Source organism: Denitromonas ohlonensis (assembly GCF_007625205.1).
GTDB classification, from domain to species: Bacteria; Pseudomonadota; Gammaproteobacteria; order Burkholderiales; family Rhodocyclaceae; genus Nitrogeniibacter; species Nitrogeniibacter ohlonensis.
Genome location: NZ_VMNI01000014.1, coordinates 19,899 through 35,262 on the forward strand (window position 1 = coordinate 19,899; position 15,364 = coordinate 35,262).

Consider the following 15,364-nt stretch of genomic DNA (forward strand, 5'->3'; position numbering starts at 1 on the left):
GAGGCTAAAACATGAGCAACAAAGGCCAACTCCTGCAGGACCCCTTCCTCAACGCGCTGCGTCGCGAGCACGTGCCGGTGTCCATCTACCTGGTCAATGGCATCAAGCTGCAGGGCCAGATCGAGTCCTTCGATCAATACGTGGTGTTGCTGCGCAACACCGTGACGCAAATGGTTTACAAGCATGCGATTTCGACGGTTGTGCCGGCCCGCCCGGTCAACTTCCAGCAGCAGGAGCCGGGTGAGCCCGAAGCCTAAGGTGTTGTTCATACCCATCGGGCAGATTGCCGGGGCGTCTTATGTTTGACCGCCCCGAAGCGGGAGAGCGTGCAGTCCTGGTGCAGATTGATCTGGGCCAGGACGCCATTGAAGAGCGTCTGGCCGAGTTGGTCTTGCTGGCACAGAGTGCTGGTGCGACGGTCGAAACCATCGTCCGCGCCAAACGCCGTGCGCCGGACCCAGCCTTGTTTGTCGGTAAGGGCAAGGCGCAAGAGATTGGTGATCTGCTCGCCGGCCATGAGGCAGATCTCGTGATCTTCAATCACGCCCTGAGCCCGGGCCAGCAGCGCAACCTCGAGCGCGTGCTGCAGTGCCGGGTGGTTGATCGTACGGCGCTGATTCTCGATATCTTTGCCCTGCGGGCGCGTAGCCATGAGGGCAAGCTGCAGGTCGAGCTGGCGCAACTCGAGCATCTGGCGACGCGTTTGATTCGTGGCTGGACTCACCTCGAGCGGCAAAAGGGCGGTGTGGGTTTGCGCGGCCCGGGCGAAACCCAGCTGGAAACCGACCGCCGACTCATTGGCGCTCGGGTGAAGACGCTGCGTGGCAAACTCGAAAAGCTGGAAAACCAGCGCCGGGTTCGCCGGCGTGCGCGAGAGCGTCGCGACGTCTTGTCTGTATCGATTGTCGGTTACACCAACGCCGGCAAGTCGACGCTTTTCAACGCATTGACCAAGGCCGGTGCGTACGCCGCCAATCAGTTGTTTGCCACGCTGGACACCACCTCCCGCCGACTGTTTTTGGGCGAGGCGGGGAACATTGTGCTGTCGGACACGGTCGGATTCATCCGGGATCTGCCACATAGTCTGGTGGCAGCATTCCATGCAACGCTCGAGGAAACGGTCAACGCTGATTTGCTGGTGCACGTGGTCGACTCCGGTAGTGATGACCGGGATGCGCAAATTGCCGCTGTGAATGGTGTTCTGGGCGAGATCGGTGCGGGAGATATTCCGCAGATTCTGGTCTGGAACAAGATTGACGGCAGCGGGACGCCAGCCCGGTTTGAGCGGGACGGCTGTGATAGAATCGGCCGCGTTTTCGCGAGCGCCAAGACAGGCGAGGGGCTTGATTTGCTACGACTGGCGCTGGCTGAGGAAGCGGAGCGCTTTGCCGCAGGCCTGAGGGCAGATGATTCAGATCATCAGCCGTCTTCTCATTTCGATCCACTCCATTCCTAATGGAAACACTCATGTCGCTGAATGATCCTCGCTGGGGTAACCAGGGGAACGATCAGGAGCGGGACCGCCCAAAAGACGGCCCTCCTGACCTTGATGAATTGTGGCGCGACGTCAATCGTCGTCTCGGAGGTCTTTTTGGTCGCCGTAGCGGTGGTGGCGGCAATGGCAACGGCGGTGGTGGGGGCGGCATGCCGTCCCTGAGCCCACGGCAGTTCGGAGGTGGCCTCGGTGCGCTCATCGTGCTGGTGCTGCTCGTTTGGGGTGCCAGTGGTTTCTATATTGTTGATGCCAACCAGCGCGGGGTCGTGCTGCGTTTCGGCGAGTACAACGAGACCACCGAGCCGGGTCTGCACTTGCGTCTGCCGTTCCCCATCGAGAGCCACGAACTGGTCGACGTGACCGGCGTGCGAACCATCGAAGTGGGTTATCGCGGCGCGGAGCGCAACAAGGTGCTGCGCGAAGCGCTGATGCTGACCGACGATGAGAACATCATCAATATTCAGTTCGCGGTTCAGTACATCCTGAAGAGCCCGGAAGACTATCTGTTCAACAACCGTCACCCGGATGAGGCGGTTGCTCAGGCCGCCGAAACGGCAGTGCGCCAGATCGTCGGTCGCAACCGCATGGACTTCGTACTGTACGAAGGCCGTGAGGAAATCGCCGTCCGTGCCAAGGACTTGATGCAGGAAATCGTTGACCGTTACCAGACGGGCATTCAGATCAGCCAGGTCACCATGCGCAACGCCCAGCCGCCAGAGCAGGTGCAGGCCGCGTTTGACGATGCGGTCAAGGCCGGTCAGGACCGTGTGCGTCAGACCAACGAAGGTCAGGCCTACGCCAATGACGTCATTCCGAAGGCGCGCGGTACGGCGTCCCGGTTGGCTGAAGAGGCGAGTGGTTATGCTGCACGTGTGGTGGCCAATGCCGAGGGTGAAGCGAGTCGGTTCTCCCAGGTGCTGGCGGAGTACCGCAAGGCGCCCAAGGTGACGCGCGACCGCATGTACATTGAGACCATGCAGGACATGTACTCCAACACCACGAAGGTCATGGTGGATACGAAAGGCAGTGGAAACCTGATGCTGATGCCGCTGGACAAACTGATTCAATCGTCGGGCGCAAGCGAGGCGGCGCGCGCAGAAGCCCGCAATACGACCAGCGTCGTGGCCGGGACCGAGACACCGCGATCGGCTTCGATTGGTGACGATGTGCGCAGTCGGGATTTCCTTCGTAACAGCCGTGAGTTGGGAGGCCGCTGATGCGTGAGCGTACACCGATCCTATTGGGGGCCGTGCTCTTTGCCTTGGCCCTTGTCTCCATGTCGATGTTTACCGTCGATAAGCGCCAGTTCGCCATCGTTCGTCAGTTCGGTGAGATCAAGCGGGTCATCAAAGAGCCGGGTTTGAATTTCAAGGTGCCGCTGGTCCAGAACGTGACTTTCTTCGAGAAGCGCATTCTGACCATGGATACGCCGGAGCCCGAGCGCTTCATTACCTCTGAAAAGAAAAACGTGCTGGTTGACCTGTTCGTCAAGTGGCGCATCTCCGATCCGCAGCTCTTCCTCGAATCCGTCGGTGGCGATGAGCGGCGAGCGATTACCCGTCTCGAACAGACCGTGAACTCGGGTTTGCGCGAAGAGTTTGGTAAGCGGACGGTGCATGAAGTGGTCTCGGGTCAGCGCGATGAGATCATGGAGCAGATGCGTGCCAAGGCCGATCAGGACTCCCGGAAAATCGGCGTGCAGATTCTGGACGTGCGACTGAAGCGGGTTGATCTGCCGACCGAGGTGTCCGAATCGGTGTATCGCCGAATGGAAGCCGAGCGCAAGCGGGTGGCCAATGAGTTGCGTTCAGAGGGTGCGGCGGAGGCCGAGAAGATCCGCGCCGATGCCGATCGTCAGCGCGAGGTCATCATTGCCAATGCGTATCGTGACTCCCAGCGCATCAAGGGTGAGGGCGATGCCAAGGCTACCGAGATTTACGCCGAAGCCTTTGGTGCCGACGCCGAGTTCTACTCCTTCTACCGCAGCCTGCAGGCCTATCGTCAAAGCTTTGCTGACAAGGGTGACGTGCTGGTGGTGGAGCCGAGCAGCGACTTCTTCAAGTATCTGAAAGGTGGCGCGACGCTTCGGAAAAGCCCGACGGAATGAAATCCTCCCTGATAACGGCCTTCGCCCTCATGTTGTTGATTGAGGGCGTGCTACCGTTCGTTTCCCCCGGGCGTTGGCGCGAGGTGTTCCGGAAAGCCGTTCTCATGGAGGATGGGCAGATTCGTTTTATCGGATTGAGCTCGATGTTGATCGGGCTCATTCTCCTTCTTGTTTTCAATGACTAAACGGCACGCGTGATGCGCTGGGTACTGCCAGAATACTTTCAGGATGTCCTGCCGCCAGAGGCGGACAAGCTCGAGCACCTGCGTCGGAAGCTGCTGGACGCCTTCCGCTTGCACGGCTATCAACTGGTCGTACCGCCCTTGGTGGAATATCTCGATTCGTTGCTGACCGGCGCCGGACAGGACTTGCGTTTGCGCACCTTCAAGCTGGTAGACCAGTTGTCCGGTCGCACCTTGGGTGTGCGCGCCGACATGACGCCGCAGGTGGCGCGTATCGACGCGCATCTGCTCAATCGCCAAGGTGTGAGCCGACTATGCTATTGCGGCGCCGTGGCCCACACCTTGCCCGCGACGCTGACCGCCAGTCGGGAGCCGATCCAGATTGGCGCAGAGCTATACGGCCACGCCGGTATCGAAGCGGATATTGAGATCATTCGGCTGCTCGCCGAGGTGCTCCGCATTGCAGAAGTGCCGACCTCACGGATCGACTTGGGGCATGTGGGCTTGTTCCGCGCGCTGGTCGGCCGCGCCGCCATGGATGACGACGCGGTGCGGGAGCTGTTCGGTCTGTTGCAAGCCAAGGATGTTCCGACCCTGACCGAGCGCTTGGCGCCGCTGGATGCCACGGTGCGCTCCGCCTTGCTTGCGCTGCCCAAGCTGTATGGTGATGCCTCGGTACTGATCGAAGCGCGCCGTGTGTTGCCGGATTGGCCGGAAGTCGTCACGGCACTGGATGAGCTTGATCGTATTGCCGCGGCCTTGCCGGGCTTGCCGATCAGCGTCGATTTGGCCGATCTGCGCGGTTACCACTATCACAGCGGTGTGGTGTTCGCAGCTTATGGTGGGCACTCGCCGAGTGCGCTTGCGCTGGGTGGTCGTTATGACGCGGTTGGCAAGGCTTTCGGACGCGGCCGTCCGGCAACGGGCTTTAGTCTGGACTTGCGTGAGCTGGTGCAGCGCCTGCCGGCGCCGGATCTGCCCGGTGCGATTCTCGCGCCGGTGAGTGGTCCGGACGGATTGAATGAAGCCGTGCGCGCCTTGCGCGCGCGTGGTGAGATTGTCGTCGAGACCTTGCCGGGCCATGAGGGCTCGTGGGGCGAGACGGGGTGTGACCGTCAAATGGTATGGCACGACGAGCAATGGCTGGTCGTATCGCTCGAGGGAGAGGGTGCAGCACATGGGTAAGAACGTAGTTGTTATCGGCACGCAATGGGGCGATGAAGGTAAAGGCAAGATCGTCGACTGGCTGACCGACCACTCGCAAGGCGTTGTCCGCTTCCAGGGAGGCCATAACGCGGGTCACACCCTCGTGATCGGCGGCCAGAAAACCGTCCTGCACCTGATTCCGTCGGGCATCCTGCGCGAAGGCGTGGCCTGCTACATCGGCAACGGTGTGGTGGTGTCGCCCGAGGCGCTGTTCAAGGAAATCGACAAGCTCGAAGCGGTGGGTGTGAATGTCAGCGAGCGCCTTCGCATTTCCGAAGCCTGCCCGCTGATCATGCCTTACCACCAGGCGCTCGATATCGCCCGTGAAGCGGCGCGTGGCACCAACAAGATTGGCACCACCGGGCGTGGCATCGGGCCGGCCTATGAAGACAAAGTGGCTCGCCGCGGTCTGCGTGTGCAGGACTTGATGCGTCCGAAGCGTTTTGCCGAGCAATTGGCCGAACTGCTCGACTATCACAACTTCATGCTGACCCAGTACTACCGTGCTGCGCCGGTGGACTTCCAGGAAACTCTGGATGCGTCGCTGGCCATGGCGCCGCGACTCGAAGCCTTGGTCGCCGATGTGCCGCGTGCGCTCTATGATGCGCACCGCGAGGGTGCCAACCTGCTGTTTGAAGGCGCTCAGGGGACGCTGCTCGATATCGATCACGGCACCTATCCGTTCGTCACCTCCAGCAACTGCGTCGCCGGTGCGGCCGCCGCAGGCGCTGGCGTGGGGCCGAGCATGCTGCATTACGTGCTGGGCATCACCAAGGCCTACACCACGCGCGTGGGTTCGGGGCCGTTCCCGACCGAGTTGTACGACGCCGAGAGCAAGCTGGATCCGGTCGGCAAGCACTTGGCCACCAAGGGCAACGAATTCGGCGCGACCACGGGCCGGGCGCGTCGCTGCGGCTGGTTTGATGCGGCTGCGCTCAAGCGCTCTATCCAGATCAACGGCGTGTCGGGTCTGTGTGTGACCAAGCTCGACGTGCTCGACGGGGTGGAAGAGGTCAAGCTGTGCACCGGTTACCAGATCGACGGCAAGTTGTCCGATATTCTGCCGGTGGGCGCCGAAGAGACGGCGCGTTGTGTGCCAGTGTACGAAACGCTGCCGGGCTGGAAGGAAAGCACCGTTGGCGTCAAGGATTACGATGCGCTGCCGGCAACTGCCCGCGCGTATCTGAAGCGTATTGAAGAAGTGTGTGCGGTGCCGGTGGACATGATCTCGACCGGTCCCGACCGGGATCAGACCATCGTCTTGCGCCACCCGTTCAAGTAATCAGGCGTGGCGTAGCGGCGAGAACCTTGCCGCTACGCTGTGCTTGAGTCGGCGGTGCTCGAGTCGCTTTTGAGCCGGGTGAACGTAAAAGAGCCGACCTTTCGGTCGGCTCTTTTTGAAACTGGTGCCCAGAAGAGGACTCGAACCTCCACATCCGTAAGAATACTAGCACCTGAAGCTAGCGCGTCTACCAATTCCGCCATCTGGGCAAGAGCGCAAATTATAGCTTCAGGAAAAAAAAGTGCAATTATTATTTCAAGAAAAACAGGGCTGGCGAACGCTGACTCTTTACCCGGTCCGGAAAAAGAAAAAGCCAGTCAGAAATCTGACTGGCTTTCCCGGATTTGGTGCCCAGAAGAGGACTCGAACCTCCACATCCGTAAGGATACTAGCACCTGAAGCTAGCGCGTCTACCAATTCCGCCATCTGGGCGAGCCGCGCATTATATCTGTTCAAAAAAGGTTGTCAATGAATCGACCCACAAAAAAAACAAAACCCCAGGTCAGCCAGGCTGAAGCCGCGCCGGCGCGCAAGTCAAAACGTAAACTCAGCGCCATTCGCCGCGCCGATCCGTTCTTTGCGCGCGAGACCGAGCGCTACGAGTACCCCTTGCCCAGCCGCGAGTATGTGCTCCAGATGCTGGTTGAGGCGGGCCATCCGATGCAGTTGCCGCAACTGGCCGAGGCGCTGGATATCCGTGCCGATGAGCTGCCGTTTTTCGAGCGTCGGGTGCGCGCCATGGAGCGCGAAGGCGAGTTGGTGCGTAACCGGCGCGATGCCTATCTCATCCCCGACAAGGCCGCGCTGATTCGCGGCCGGGTCGAGGGTCATCCCGATGGCTTTGGCTTTCTCATTCCCGACGATGGGTCGGGCGATGTGTTTCTCGGTCCGCGTCAGATGCGTGAAGTGCTGCATGGCGATCGCGCCATCGTCCGCGTCTCCGGCATGGACCGCCGGGGTCGGCCGGAAGGTCAGATCGTCGAAGTGCTCGAACGCGCCAACACGCGCGTGGTCGGCCGTGTGGTCAGCGAACATGGCGTACTTGTCGTGGTGCCGGAGAACCGACGCATCGCGCGTGACATCCTGCTCGCGCCGGGCGGCCGCAAGAAAAAGGTCGAGGCCGGCGAAGTGGTGGTAGTCGAGCTGGTCGAACAGCCCAGCAAGCATGCGCCGCCGGTAGGCCGCCTCGTCGAAACGCTGGGGCGCTATGCCGATCCGGGCATGGAGGTGGAGGTTGCGCTGCGCAAGCACGAGCTGCCGTTTGAGTTCTCGGCGGAGTCCAAGGCACAGGCCCGCGCCCTGCCCAAGGGCGTGCGCAAAAAAGACCTGGCCGGGCGGGAGGACATTCGTCATCTGCCGCTGGTCACCATTGATGGTGAGACTGCCAAGGACTTTGACGATGCGGTGTATTGCGAGCGCGTTGGTCGGGGCTTCCGCCTGCTGGTGGCAATTGCCGACGTGTCGCACTATGTTGAGCCAGGTTCGGCGCTGGATTCGGACGCGGTCGACCGTGGCAACTCGGTGTATTTCCCCCGTCGTGTGATCCCGATGCTGCCGGAGAATCTGTCCAACGGCCTGTGTTCGCTCAACCCGCAAGTCGACCGCCTGTGCATGGTGTGCGACATGAACATCTCCCCGACCGGGGCGATCAAGCAGTTCCGCTTTTATCCGGCGGTGATGTTCTCGCATGCGCGGCTGACCTACAACCAGGTCGCGGCGGCGCTGTATGAAAAGGATCCCGAGGTTCGCGAGGCGCTGGCCGAGCGTCTGCCGCAGCTCGAGAACCTCGATCAACTCTTCCGTGTGCTGCTCAAGGCGCGCGCCAAGCGCGGTGCCATCGACTTCGAGACCACCGAAACACGGATGATCTTCAACGACGAAGGCAAGATCGACCGGATCGTGCCCGAGGTGCGCAATGATGCGCATCGCGTGATCGAAGAATGCATGCTGGCGGCCAACGTCTGTGCGTCAGACTTCTTGCAGGCCAATCACCATCCGGCGCTGTACCGGGTGCACGAGGGGCCCAAGCCCGAGAAGATCGAACAGTTGCGCAGTTTTCTTGGCGAGTTCGGCCTGCAACTCGGGGGCGGGGATGACCCCACGGCCAAGGATTACGCAGCCTTGCTGGCCAAAGTAAAAGACCGGCCAGACATGCCGCTGTTGCAGACGGTGATGCTGCGCTCCTTGCGTCAGGCGATTTACAGCCCGGACAACGTCGGCCACTTTGGCCTGGCCTACGAGGCTTACACGCACTTCACCTCGCCCATTCGACGCTATCCTGACCTGCTCGTTCACCGGGCGATCAAGGCGGTGCTCACCGGTCAGCAATACCGGCCGGGCGACTGGGAGCAAATCGGTCTGCATTGCTCGCAAACCGAGCGGCGTGCTGACGAAGCCTCGCGCGATGTCGAGTCCTGGCTGAAGTGTTTTTACATGCAGGATCGGGTCGGCGAGGTGTTCACCGGCAGCGTGTCCTCGGTGGTACCCTTCGGCCTCTTCGTCGCGCTGGACAATGTGTTCATCGAAGGCTTGGTGCACATCTCCGAGCTGGGCGAAGACTATTTCCATTACGACGAGTCGCGTCACGAGCTACTCGGTGAGCGCAGCGGCAAGCGCTTCCGCTTGTCGGACCGCATCACCGTGCAGTTGATGCGCGTCGATATGGAAACCACCAAGATCGATTTTCGTCTGGTCACCGAGACATCTCCCGGTGCGGGCGCTGGCAAACAAAAGAAAGGCAAACGACGTGGCTAATCCCTCCGGGCGCGAGACCCGCTTCATTTTTGGTTTTCATGCGGTGCGCTCGCGCCTGCGCAACGATCCCGAGGGCGTGGTCGAAATCCATGTCGCTGCGCAGCGCAATGATGGTCGCGCGCGGGATCTGGTCGCGCTGGCCGAGACGCACAATGTCCGTGTGATTCCGACCGATACTGGCCGTCTCGACGGCATGGCCGGTGGGGCGGTGCACCAGGGCGTGGTCGCCCGCGTCGATGCTCGCCACAAGGTACTGCAGCTCGACGACATTCTCGACACACTCGAAGGTCCCGCGCTGCTGCTGGTGCTCGACGGCGTGACCGATCCGCACAATCTGGGTGCGTGCCTGCGGGTGGCCGATGCGGCCGGCGCGCAAGCGGTGATTGCGCCCAAGGACCGCTCGGCCAGCCTTAACGCCACGGCCATCAAGGTGGCCAGCGGCGCCGCCGACACGGTCCCTTATGTGACGGTCACCAATCTGTCGCGGGCCTTGCGCCAGATGCAGGAAGCCGGCGTGTGGATCATCGGTGCGGCAGGGGAGGCCGAGCAAGACCTCTACGCTGTCGACCAGACCGGCCCGATCGCCTGGGTGCTGGGCGCCGAAGGCGACGGCTTGCGCCGTTTGACGCGTGATACCTGCGATGTGCTGGCGCGTATCCCGATGTATGGCTCGGTCGATAGTCTGAATGTGTCGGTGGCCAGCGGCATCTGTTTGTTTGAGGCCGCAAGGCAGCGCCGCGCTTGATGCGAGTCAACTCATCGGCCGAGATGCCGATTTCGGCTTGCATTACGTTGACGTCAACGGTATCAATGCGCTCTTGCCTGTACGGTGCCGTATGGCACCGTACAGCGATTCAGCCACGGATACACCGTTGAGGGAGACGTCTAGATGAGCGCTGTCGCCAAATTTCTTGAGGCCCGCGATTTTCTGCTGGCCAACCGCACCGACTACGACACGGCCTACGCCGGGTTTCAGTGGCCGCAGTTGAGTGAGTTCAACTGGGCCATCGACTACTTCGACGCCATGGCCAAGAACAACGATCAGCCGGCGCTGTGGCTTGTCGAGCAGGACGGCAGCGAGTCGAAGCGCAGCTTTGCGCAGATGTCGGCGCGCTCCAATCAAGTGGCCAACTGGCTGCGTGCGCAGGGCGTGGCGCGTGGCGATCACATTCTGATCATGCTCGGCAACGAGGTTCCGCTTTGGGAGACCATGTTGGCCGCCATCAAGCTGGGGGCGGTGGTGATCCCCGCGACCACGCTGCTCACGCCGGACGATCTGGATGACCGGATCGAGCGTGGCCAGGTCAGGCACGCGGTGATCGGGCATGCGCATGTCGACAAGTTCGAAGGCAAGAGCGGCTTTACCCGCATCGCCGTCGGCGCGCCGTGTGCGGGCTGGCTGTCGTACGACGACGCAAGTGCGGCCAACGAGACCTTTGTGGCCGATGGCATGACCCAGGTCACCGATCCGCTGCTGCTGTACTTCACCTCCGGCACCACCTCCAAGCCCAAACTGGTGCAGCACAGCCACCAGTCCTACCCGATCGGTCACTTGTCGACCATGTTCTGGATCGGCCTGCAGCCGGGCGACCGGCACATGAATATCTCGTCGCCGGGCTGGGCCAAGCATGCCTGGAGCTGCTTCTTCGCGCCGTGGAACGCGGGCGCCACGGTCTTTCTCTACAACTACACCCGTTTCGACGCCAAGGCCTTGCTCGATGTGCTGGTCAAGTACGAGATCAACACCCTGTGTGCGCCGCCGACCGTATGGCGCATGCTCATCCAGCAGAATCTGGCCGCCTACAAGACCTCGTTGCGCGAGTTGATCGGTGCGGGCGAGCCGCTCAATCCGGAAGTGATCGAGCAGGTCGAAAAAGCCTGGGGCATCACCATTCGCGACGGTTTCGGCCAGACCGAAACCACCGCCCAGATCGGCAACCCGCCGGGCCAGCGGCTCAAGCCGGGTTCGATGGGGCGCCCGTTGCCCGGTTACAAGATTGCGCTGATCGACAGCGAAGGCAAGCCGGCCGAGGAGGGCGAAGTCTGCCTCGACCTGTCGGCCCGTCCGATGGGGCTGATGCTGTGCTACGCCGGCGATGAGGACAAAACCGCCGAAGTGATGCGCGACGGCTTCTACCACACCGGCGACGTGGCGCAGATCGATGCCGAGGGCTACATCACCTATGTTGGCCGTGCCGACGATGTGTTCAAGGCCTCCGACTACCGGATCAGCCCCTTCGAGCTCGAAAGCGTGCTCATCGAGCATCCGGCGGTGGCCGAAGCGGCCGTGGTGCCCAGCCCCGATCCGCTGCGGCTGGCGGTGCCCAAGGCCTTCGTGATTCTGGTCGAAGGTCAGAGCCCGAGCGCTGAGCTGGCGCGCGACATCTTTGCCTTCACGCGTGAGAACCTGGCGCCCTACAAGCGCATCCGCCGCCTGGAGTTTGCCGATCTGCCGAAGACCATCTCGGGCAAGATCCGTCGCGTCGAACTGCGCAAGCAGGAAGAGGCGCGTGGCGACAAAGGGGCGATGGAGTTCTTTGAGGACGACTTCCCCGATCTCAAATAAGGGGTGCTGCCGGCAATTGACGCAGTGCGACAGACGCTACGCCCACGGTCGGGAGAAGCTGATACAATGCCGCCGTGGCGGGTCTCCTCGCATTGCAGCGCGGTGAACCTGGTCAGGGCCGGAAGGCAGCAGCCACAGCCGTTCCCTGCAAGTGCCGAGGGTCAGGCTCGCCACCCTGAATACAAAAACGCCGATCCGCAAGGGTCGGCGTTTTTCTTTGCGCAGCGGCGCTCAGGCGAGCGCGGTGTCGAGCAGCATCATCACGCAAAAGCCGATCAGCAGGCCCTTTGATGCTGCGCCCTCGTGGCCGCTGCGATGCGATTCCGGGATGATCTCGTGGCTCACCACCAACAACATCGCGCCGGCCGCCAGCGCCAGACCCCAGGGCAGGGCGACGGCCGAGACCTGAATCAGGCTGGCACCGAGCACGGCAGCCACCGGCTCGACCAGACCCGAGGCCGCCCCCACCAGGGCCGCCGTCCCGGCCCGGTAGCCCGCGCCGCGCAAGGCCAGGGCCACGACCAGCCCCTCCGGGATGTCCTGAATCGCGATGCCCATGGCCAGTGCGGCCGCACCCGCGCCGTCCTTGGCTGCGGCCACACCGATGGCCAGGCCTTCGGGCAGGTTGTGCAGGGCGATGGCAAACACGAACAGCCAGACGCGGGCCAGCGCTTCGGTGTCGACGCCGTCAGTACCGTTCAGGAAGTGTTCGTGCGGCAGCCGCCCGTCCAGCCAAAGCAGCGCACCGCCGCCCGCGAGAATGCCGATGGCCATCACGCCGCCGGCAATCCACGGGTCGTTCCAGATTTCGCGCGCCGCATCCAGCCCTGGCAGCACCAACGAAAACGCGGTCGCCGCCAGCATCACGCCCGCGCCGAAGCCGAGCATCGCCGCCTGCGTGCGGGCCGACAAGGGCCGCGCGAACAGCACCGGCAGCGTGCCCAGCGCGGTGGCCATGGCGGCCAGCATGCCGCCGGAAAAGGCGCGCCCGACCACCGGGTCGGTGGCCATGCCTGAGGCGAGCTGATACAGATCGCGGCCGTAGATGGCGATGCCGACAAGAAGCAAGGCCGCGCCGATCCAATGGCGGGGCAGGGGGTGCGGCATCAGCGTGTGGGACAGGAGACGAAGCTCGCGGGTGCTCATGGCGTTCTCCGGTAAATGATCTTGATGCCTCAGTGTCCCCAAATCTGAGAATAGTTTCCAACGATAAATAACTAAGTTGTCTATAGCCTACGCAAATGCCTTCAGGTCGATGGAGGGGTCTCGATGCGACCGTCAGGCATGGCCTGAATCTGTGGGGCAGTCCATGGCGGCGCTGCGGGCGCACGCGCTGGCGTGTTGCCAGGAGGTGCCGCCTGACAAAGCATTGATAATGTATTGATATTTTTTTTTTTTGTAGCTTTTGACTATTGCGAATGCCTTGCGACACTGCCGGTGAAACCGCCGCCTCTGCTAGAATCCCGCCATGAGTTATCAGGTCCTCGCGCGTAAATGGCGTCCCAAGGGTTTTGACACCCTGGTGGGGCAGGAACATGTGGTTCGGGCGCTGACGCACGCGCTCGACACCGGGCGTTTGCATCACGCCTACCTGTTTACCGGGACGCGCGGCGTGGGCAAAACCACCATCGCCCGAATCCTCGCCAAGGCGCTCAATTGCGAGACCGGCGTGACCGCCACGCCTTGTGGGGTGTGCTCGTCCTGCCAGGAGATCGACGCCGGGCGGTTTGTGGATTTGCTCGAGGTCGACGCGGCCACCAACACGCGCGTCGACGAGATGCGCCAGCTGCTCGAAAATGCCGTGTACGCACCGACGCGCGGTCGCTTCAAGGTGTATGTGATCGACGAAGTGCACATGCTCTCCAACTCGGCCTTCAATGCCATGTTGAAGACGCTGGAAGAGCCGCCTGAGCACATCAAGTTCATCCTCGCCACCACTGATCCGCAGAAGATTCCGGTCACGGTGCTGTCGCGCTGCCTGCAGTTCAACCTCAAGCAGATGCCGCCGGGGCATATCGTCGAGCATCTGTCGCGCATTCTCGAGACCGAGGCGGTGCCGTTTGACCCGCCTGCGCTGCGCCACATTGCCAAAGGCGCCAGTGGATCGATGCGCGATGCGCTGTCGCTGCTCGATCAAGCCATCGCGCACGGCGCCGGCAAGGTCGAAGAAGCCGGCGTGCAGGCCATGCTCGGCTCGGTCGGCGAAGACCACCTGTTTGAAATTCTCGACGGGCTGATCAGCAACGACGTGTCCGCCATGCTGGCCGTGGCCGAGGCGATGGACGCGCGCAGCCTGTCTTTTGATGCCGCGCTGCAGGCGCTGGCCTCGCTGCTGCAGCGAATCGCGGTGTTCCAGTTCGCGCCGAGCGCGATTGCCGATGAGGTGGAGCGCGCCCGGCTGCAGCCGTATGTCGATGCCTTCGACCCTGAATTCCTTCAGCTGGCCTATCAGATTGCCATTCACGGCCGCGATGAGTTGCCGCTGGCGCCGGATGAGCCGGCCGGTTTTGTCATGACGCTGCTGCGCCTGCACGCCTTCCGGCCCGCGCAAGCGGCGCCTTTGGCCGGCGGAGGTGGTAGCGTGCCGGCGCTCGCCGCGCGGACGCCGACGCGCCCGATTGCGGCTGCGGTTGATTCGACACCCGGCGCTGCACCCGTTTCAGCGCGGGTTTCGCCCGCAGCGCCAACCCCGTCGCCCGTCGCAGACAAGCCCGTCGTCGTCGCGCCGGTCGCGACGCCAGAGCCCACGCCTGAACCGGTTGTCGCAGCGCCGGCGCCGAAACCCGTGTCGCGGGGCGATGTCCCTCCGTGGGAAGATTTGCCCGAAGAGGCGCATGCCGCCTCGTCTGATGATTCCGGCGCTTCAGAACCGCCTGAGCGAGAGTCCGCAGAGGTCACCGCGCCGGCGATAGCACCGCCGGCAGCGCAGCGCGCGGTTGCCGAAGTGCCCTCCGGCGACGTCGATTGGCACGGTCTGATCGTCGAGATCGGTTTGAAGGGCTTGGTGCGTGAGCTGGCGCAGCACTGCGAATGGCTCGGCATGGCCGAAGGCAGCATCCGCCTGCGATTGAGCGAAGCGCATCGCCACTTGATTGCCATGAACCGTGGCAACCTTGAACGGCTGCAGGCCGAGATCGATCGCCATTTTGATCGCCCCGTGAAGCTGAACATCGAGATCGGCGGCATCGAGGGCGAAACCCCGGCGCAGCGCGATGCGGCAACGCGTGAGGCCCGGCAGGCGCAGGCGATTGCCTCGCTGGAACAGGATCCTTTTGTACAGGAAATGATCGAGCGTTTTGACGCAAGCTTGCAGGAAGCGTCGGTACGCCCCTTGTGACACACCGAATTGCATTGGAGAAAGCACGATGATGAAGGGCGGTATTGCAGGCCTGATGAAGCAGGCCCAGAAGATGCAGGAAAACATGCAGAAGGCGCAGGAAGAGCTGGCGTCGATCGAGGTCGAAGGCCAGGCCGGTGCCGGTATGGTCAAAGTGACCATGACCTGTAAGCACGATGTGCGTCGCGTTCAGATCGACGACTCGGTGATGGACGACCGCGAAATGCTCGAAGACTTGCTGGCCGCGGCCGTCAACGACGCGGTGCGCCGCGTCGACGCCACCAGTCAGGAAAAAATGGCGGGGTTCTCGGCCGGACTAAATCTGCCCCCCGGCTTCAAGATGCCGTTCTGAGCTTGACGATGGCCGTTGAGGGCGTAGGTTGGGTTGAGCAACGCGAAGCCCAACATGCGGTGTGCCGATTTGGCAGGGTGTGT

General features: G+C 62.4%; 13 protein-coding genes, 2 tRNA genes and 1 other RNA gene. 13 read left to right on the forward strand and 3 right to left on the reverse strand.

What is annotated here, in order from left to right:
* The first annotated feature begins 11 nt into the window (after window positions 1-11).
* The 7 genes from hfq to FHP89_RS14160 are packed head-to-tail and all read left to right on the forward strand — an operon-like array spanning window position 12 to window position 6,272.
* On the forward strand, window positions 12-257 hold the full coding sequence (hfq, locus tag FHP89_RS14130; protein WP_144179082.1) for an RNA chaperone Hfq: 246 nt from the start codon (window positions 12-14) through the stop codon (window positions 255-257).
* Window positions 258-298: 41 nt separating this feature from the next.
* Window positions 299-1,456, forward strand: a complete 1,158-nt coding sequence (hflX, locus tag FHP89_RS14135; protein ID WP_144179081.1) for a GTPase HflX — start codon at window positions 299-301, stop codon at window positions 1,454-1,456.
* Window positions 1,457-1,467: 11 nt separating this feature from the next.
* Window positions 1,468-2,712 (forward strand): FtsH protease activity modulator HflK, encoded by a 1,245-nt coding sequence (gene hflK, locus FHP89_RS14140; RefSeq protein ID WP_144179080.1) that lies wholly within the window; start codon window positions 1,468-1,470, stop codon window positions 2,710-2,712.
* The gene (gene hflC / locus FHP89_RS14145) at window positions 2,712-3,602 is read left to right on the forward strand and encodes a protease modulator HflC (protein ID WP_144179079.1); all 891 of its coding nucleotides are present in this window, start codon (window positions 2,712-2,714) and stop codon (window positions 3,600-3,602) included. The genes hflK and hflC overlap by 1 nt, the downstream gene beginning before the upstream one ends.
* The gene (locus FHP89_RS14150; RefSeq protein WP_144179078.1) at window positions 3,599-3,787 is read left to right on the forward strand and encodes a DUF2065 domain-containing protein; all 189 of its coding nucleotides are present in this window, start codon (window positions 3,599-3,601) and stop codon (window positions 3,785-3,787) included. The genes hflC and FHP89_RS14150 overlap by 4 nt, the downstream gene beginning before the upstream one ends.
* A gap of 12 nt (window positions 3,788-3,799) precedes the next feature.
* A complete protein-coding gene (locus tag FHP89_RS14155; protein ID WP_144179077.1) occupies window positions 3,800-4,969 on the forward strand; it encodes an ATP phosphoribosyltransferase regulatory subunit in 1,170 nt (389 codons plus the stop codon).
* Window positions 4,962-6,272 carry an adenylosuccinate synthase gene (locus FHP89_RS14160; protein ID WP_144179076.1) on the forward strand — a complete coding sequence of 437 codons (1,311 nt, stop codon included), beginning with the start codon at window positions 4,962-4,964 and terminating at the stop codon, window positions 6,270-6,272. Before FHP89_RS14155 ends, FHP89_RS14160 begins: the two co-directional genes overlap by 8 nt.
* A 122-nt stretch (window positions 6,273-6,394) precedes the next feature.
* Here FHP89_RS14160 and FHP89_RS14165 read toward each other — a convergent pair.
* A tRNA-Leu gene (locus tag FHP89_RS14165) sits at window positions 6,395-6,481 on the reverse strand.
* Between the two features lie 136 nt (window positions 6,482-6,617).
* Window positions 6,618-6,704: transfer RNA gene (locus FHP89_RS14170), tRNA-Leu, on the reverse strand.
* A gap of 36 nt (window positions 6,705-6,740) precedes the next feature.
* On the opposite strand from FHP89_RS14170, the gene rnr reads away from it, so the two are divergent.
* The 4 genes from rnr (at window position 6,741) to ffs (ending at window position 11,767) form a co-directional block, all read left to right on the forward strand.
* Window positions 6,741-9,026 (forward strand): ribonuclease R, encoded by a 2,286-nt coding sequence (gene rnr, locus FHP89_RS14175; RefSeq protein WP_144179075.1) that lies wholly within the window; start codon window positions 6,741-6,743, stop codon window positions 9,024-9,026.
* Complete coding sequence (gene rlmB / locus FHP89_RS14180; RefSeq protein WP_144179074.1) at window positions 9,019-9,771, forward strand: 23S rRNA (guanosine(2251)-2'-O)-methyltransferase RlmB; 753 nt, start codon at window positions 9,019-9,021, stop codon at window positions 9,769-9,771. The genes rnr and rlmB overlap by 8 nt, the downstream gene beginning before the upstream one ends.
* 144 nt (window positions 9,772-9,915) lie before the next feature.
* Entirely contained in the window at window positions 9,916-11,592 is a 1,677-nt protein-coding gene (locus tag FHP89_RS14185; protein WP_144179073.1) for an AMP-binding protein, read from the forward strand.
* Between the two features lie 76 nt (window positions 11,593-11,668).
* Window positions 11,669-11,767: signal recognition particle sRNA small type (gene ffs, locus FHP89_RS14190), an RNA gene on the forward strand.
* Between the two features lie 56 nt (window positions 11,768-11,823).
* On the opposite strand, the gene FHP89_RS14195 is transcribed toward ffs, so the two are convergent.
* Window positions 11,824-12,738 carry a ZIP family metal transporter gene (locus FHP89_RS14195; RefSeq protein ID WP_260851615.1) on the reverse strand — a complete coding sequence of 305 codons (915 nt, stop codon included), beginning with the start codon at window positions 12,736-12,738 and terminating at the stop codon, window positions 11,824-11,826.
* 322 nt (window positions 12,739-13,060) lie between these two features.
* Between FHP89_RS14195 and dnaX the strand changes: the two genes are divergently transcribed.
* Both dnaX and FHP89_RS14205 read left to right on the forward strand, forming a co-directional pair.
* Window positions 13,061-14,929: a DNA polymerase III subunit gamma/tau gene (gene dnaX / locus FHP89_RS14200; RefSeq protein WP_144179072.1), complete on the forward strand. Its 1,869-nt coding sequence runs from the start codon at window positions 13,061-13,063 to the stop codon at window positions 14,927-14,929.
* Between the two features lie 28 nt (window positions 14,930-14,957).
* Window positions 14,958-15,281 carry a YbaB/EbfC family nucleoid-associated protein gene (locus FHP89_RS14205; protein ID WP_144179071.1) on the forward strand — a complete coding sequence of 108 codons (324 nt, stop codon included), beginning with the start codon at window positions 14,958-14,960 and terminating at the stop codon, window positions 15,279-15,281.
* Window positions 15,282-15,364: the final 83 nt, after the last annotated feature.

Excerpts from the sequence above, each read along its gene's own strand:
- hfq (WP_144179082.1), top strand. The coding sequence starts at position 12 with ATGAGCAACAAAGGCCAACTCCTGCAGGACCCCTTCCTCAACGCGCTG.
- FHP89_RS14155 (WP_144179077.1), top strand. The coding sequence starts at position 3,800 with ATGCGCTGGGTACTGCCAGAATACTTTCAGGATGTCCTGCCGCCAGAG.
- dnaX (WP_144179072.1), top strand. The coding sequence starts at position 13,061 with ATGAGTTATCAGGTCCTCGCGCGTAAATGGCGTCCCAAGGGTTTTGAC.
- FHP89_RS14185 (WP_144179073.1), top strand. The coding sequence starts at position 9,916 with ATGAGCGCTGTCGCCAAATTTCTTGAGGCCCGCGATTTTCTGCTGGCC.
- FHP89_RS14160 (WP_144179076.1), top strand. The coding sequence starts at position 4,962 with ATGGGTAAGAACGTAGTTGTTATCGGCACGCAATGGGGCGATGAAGGT.
- FHP89_RS14205 (WP_144179071.1), top strand. The coding sequence starts at position 14,958 with ATGATGAAGGGCGGTATTGCAGGCCTGATGAAGCAGGCCCAGAAGATG.
- rnr (WP_144179075.1), top strand. The coding sequence starts at position 6,741 with ATGAATCGACCCACAAAAAAAACAAAACCCCAGGTCAGCCAGGCTGAA.
- FHP89_RS14195 (WP_260851615.1), bottom strand. The coding sequence starts at position 12,738 with ATGAGCACCCGCGAGCTTCGTCTCCTGTCCCACACGCTGATGCCGCAC.
- hflX (WP_144179081.1), top strand. The coding sequence starts at position 299 with ATGTTTGACCGCCCCGAAGCGGGAGAGCGTGCAGTCCTGGTGCAGATT.
- FHP89_RS14150 (WP_144179078.1), top strand. The coding sequence starts at position 3,599 with ATGAAATCCTCCCTGATAACGGCCTTCGCCCTCATGTTGTTGATTGAG.
- hflC (WP_144179079.1), top strand. The coding sequence starts at position 2,712 with ATGCGTGAGCGTACACCGATCCTATTGGGGGCCGTGCTCTTTGCCTTG.
- hflK (WP_144179080.1), top strand. The coding sequence starts at position 1,468 with ATGTCGCTGAATGATCCTCGCTGGGGTAACCAGGGGAACGATCAGGAG.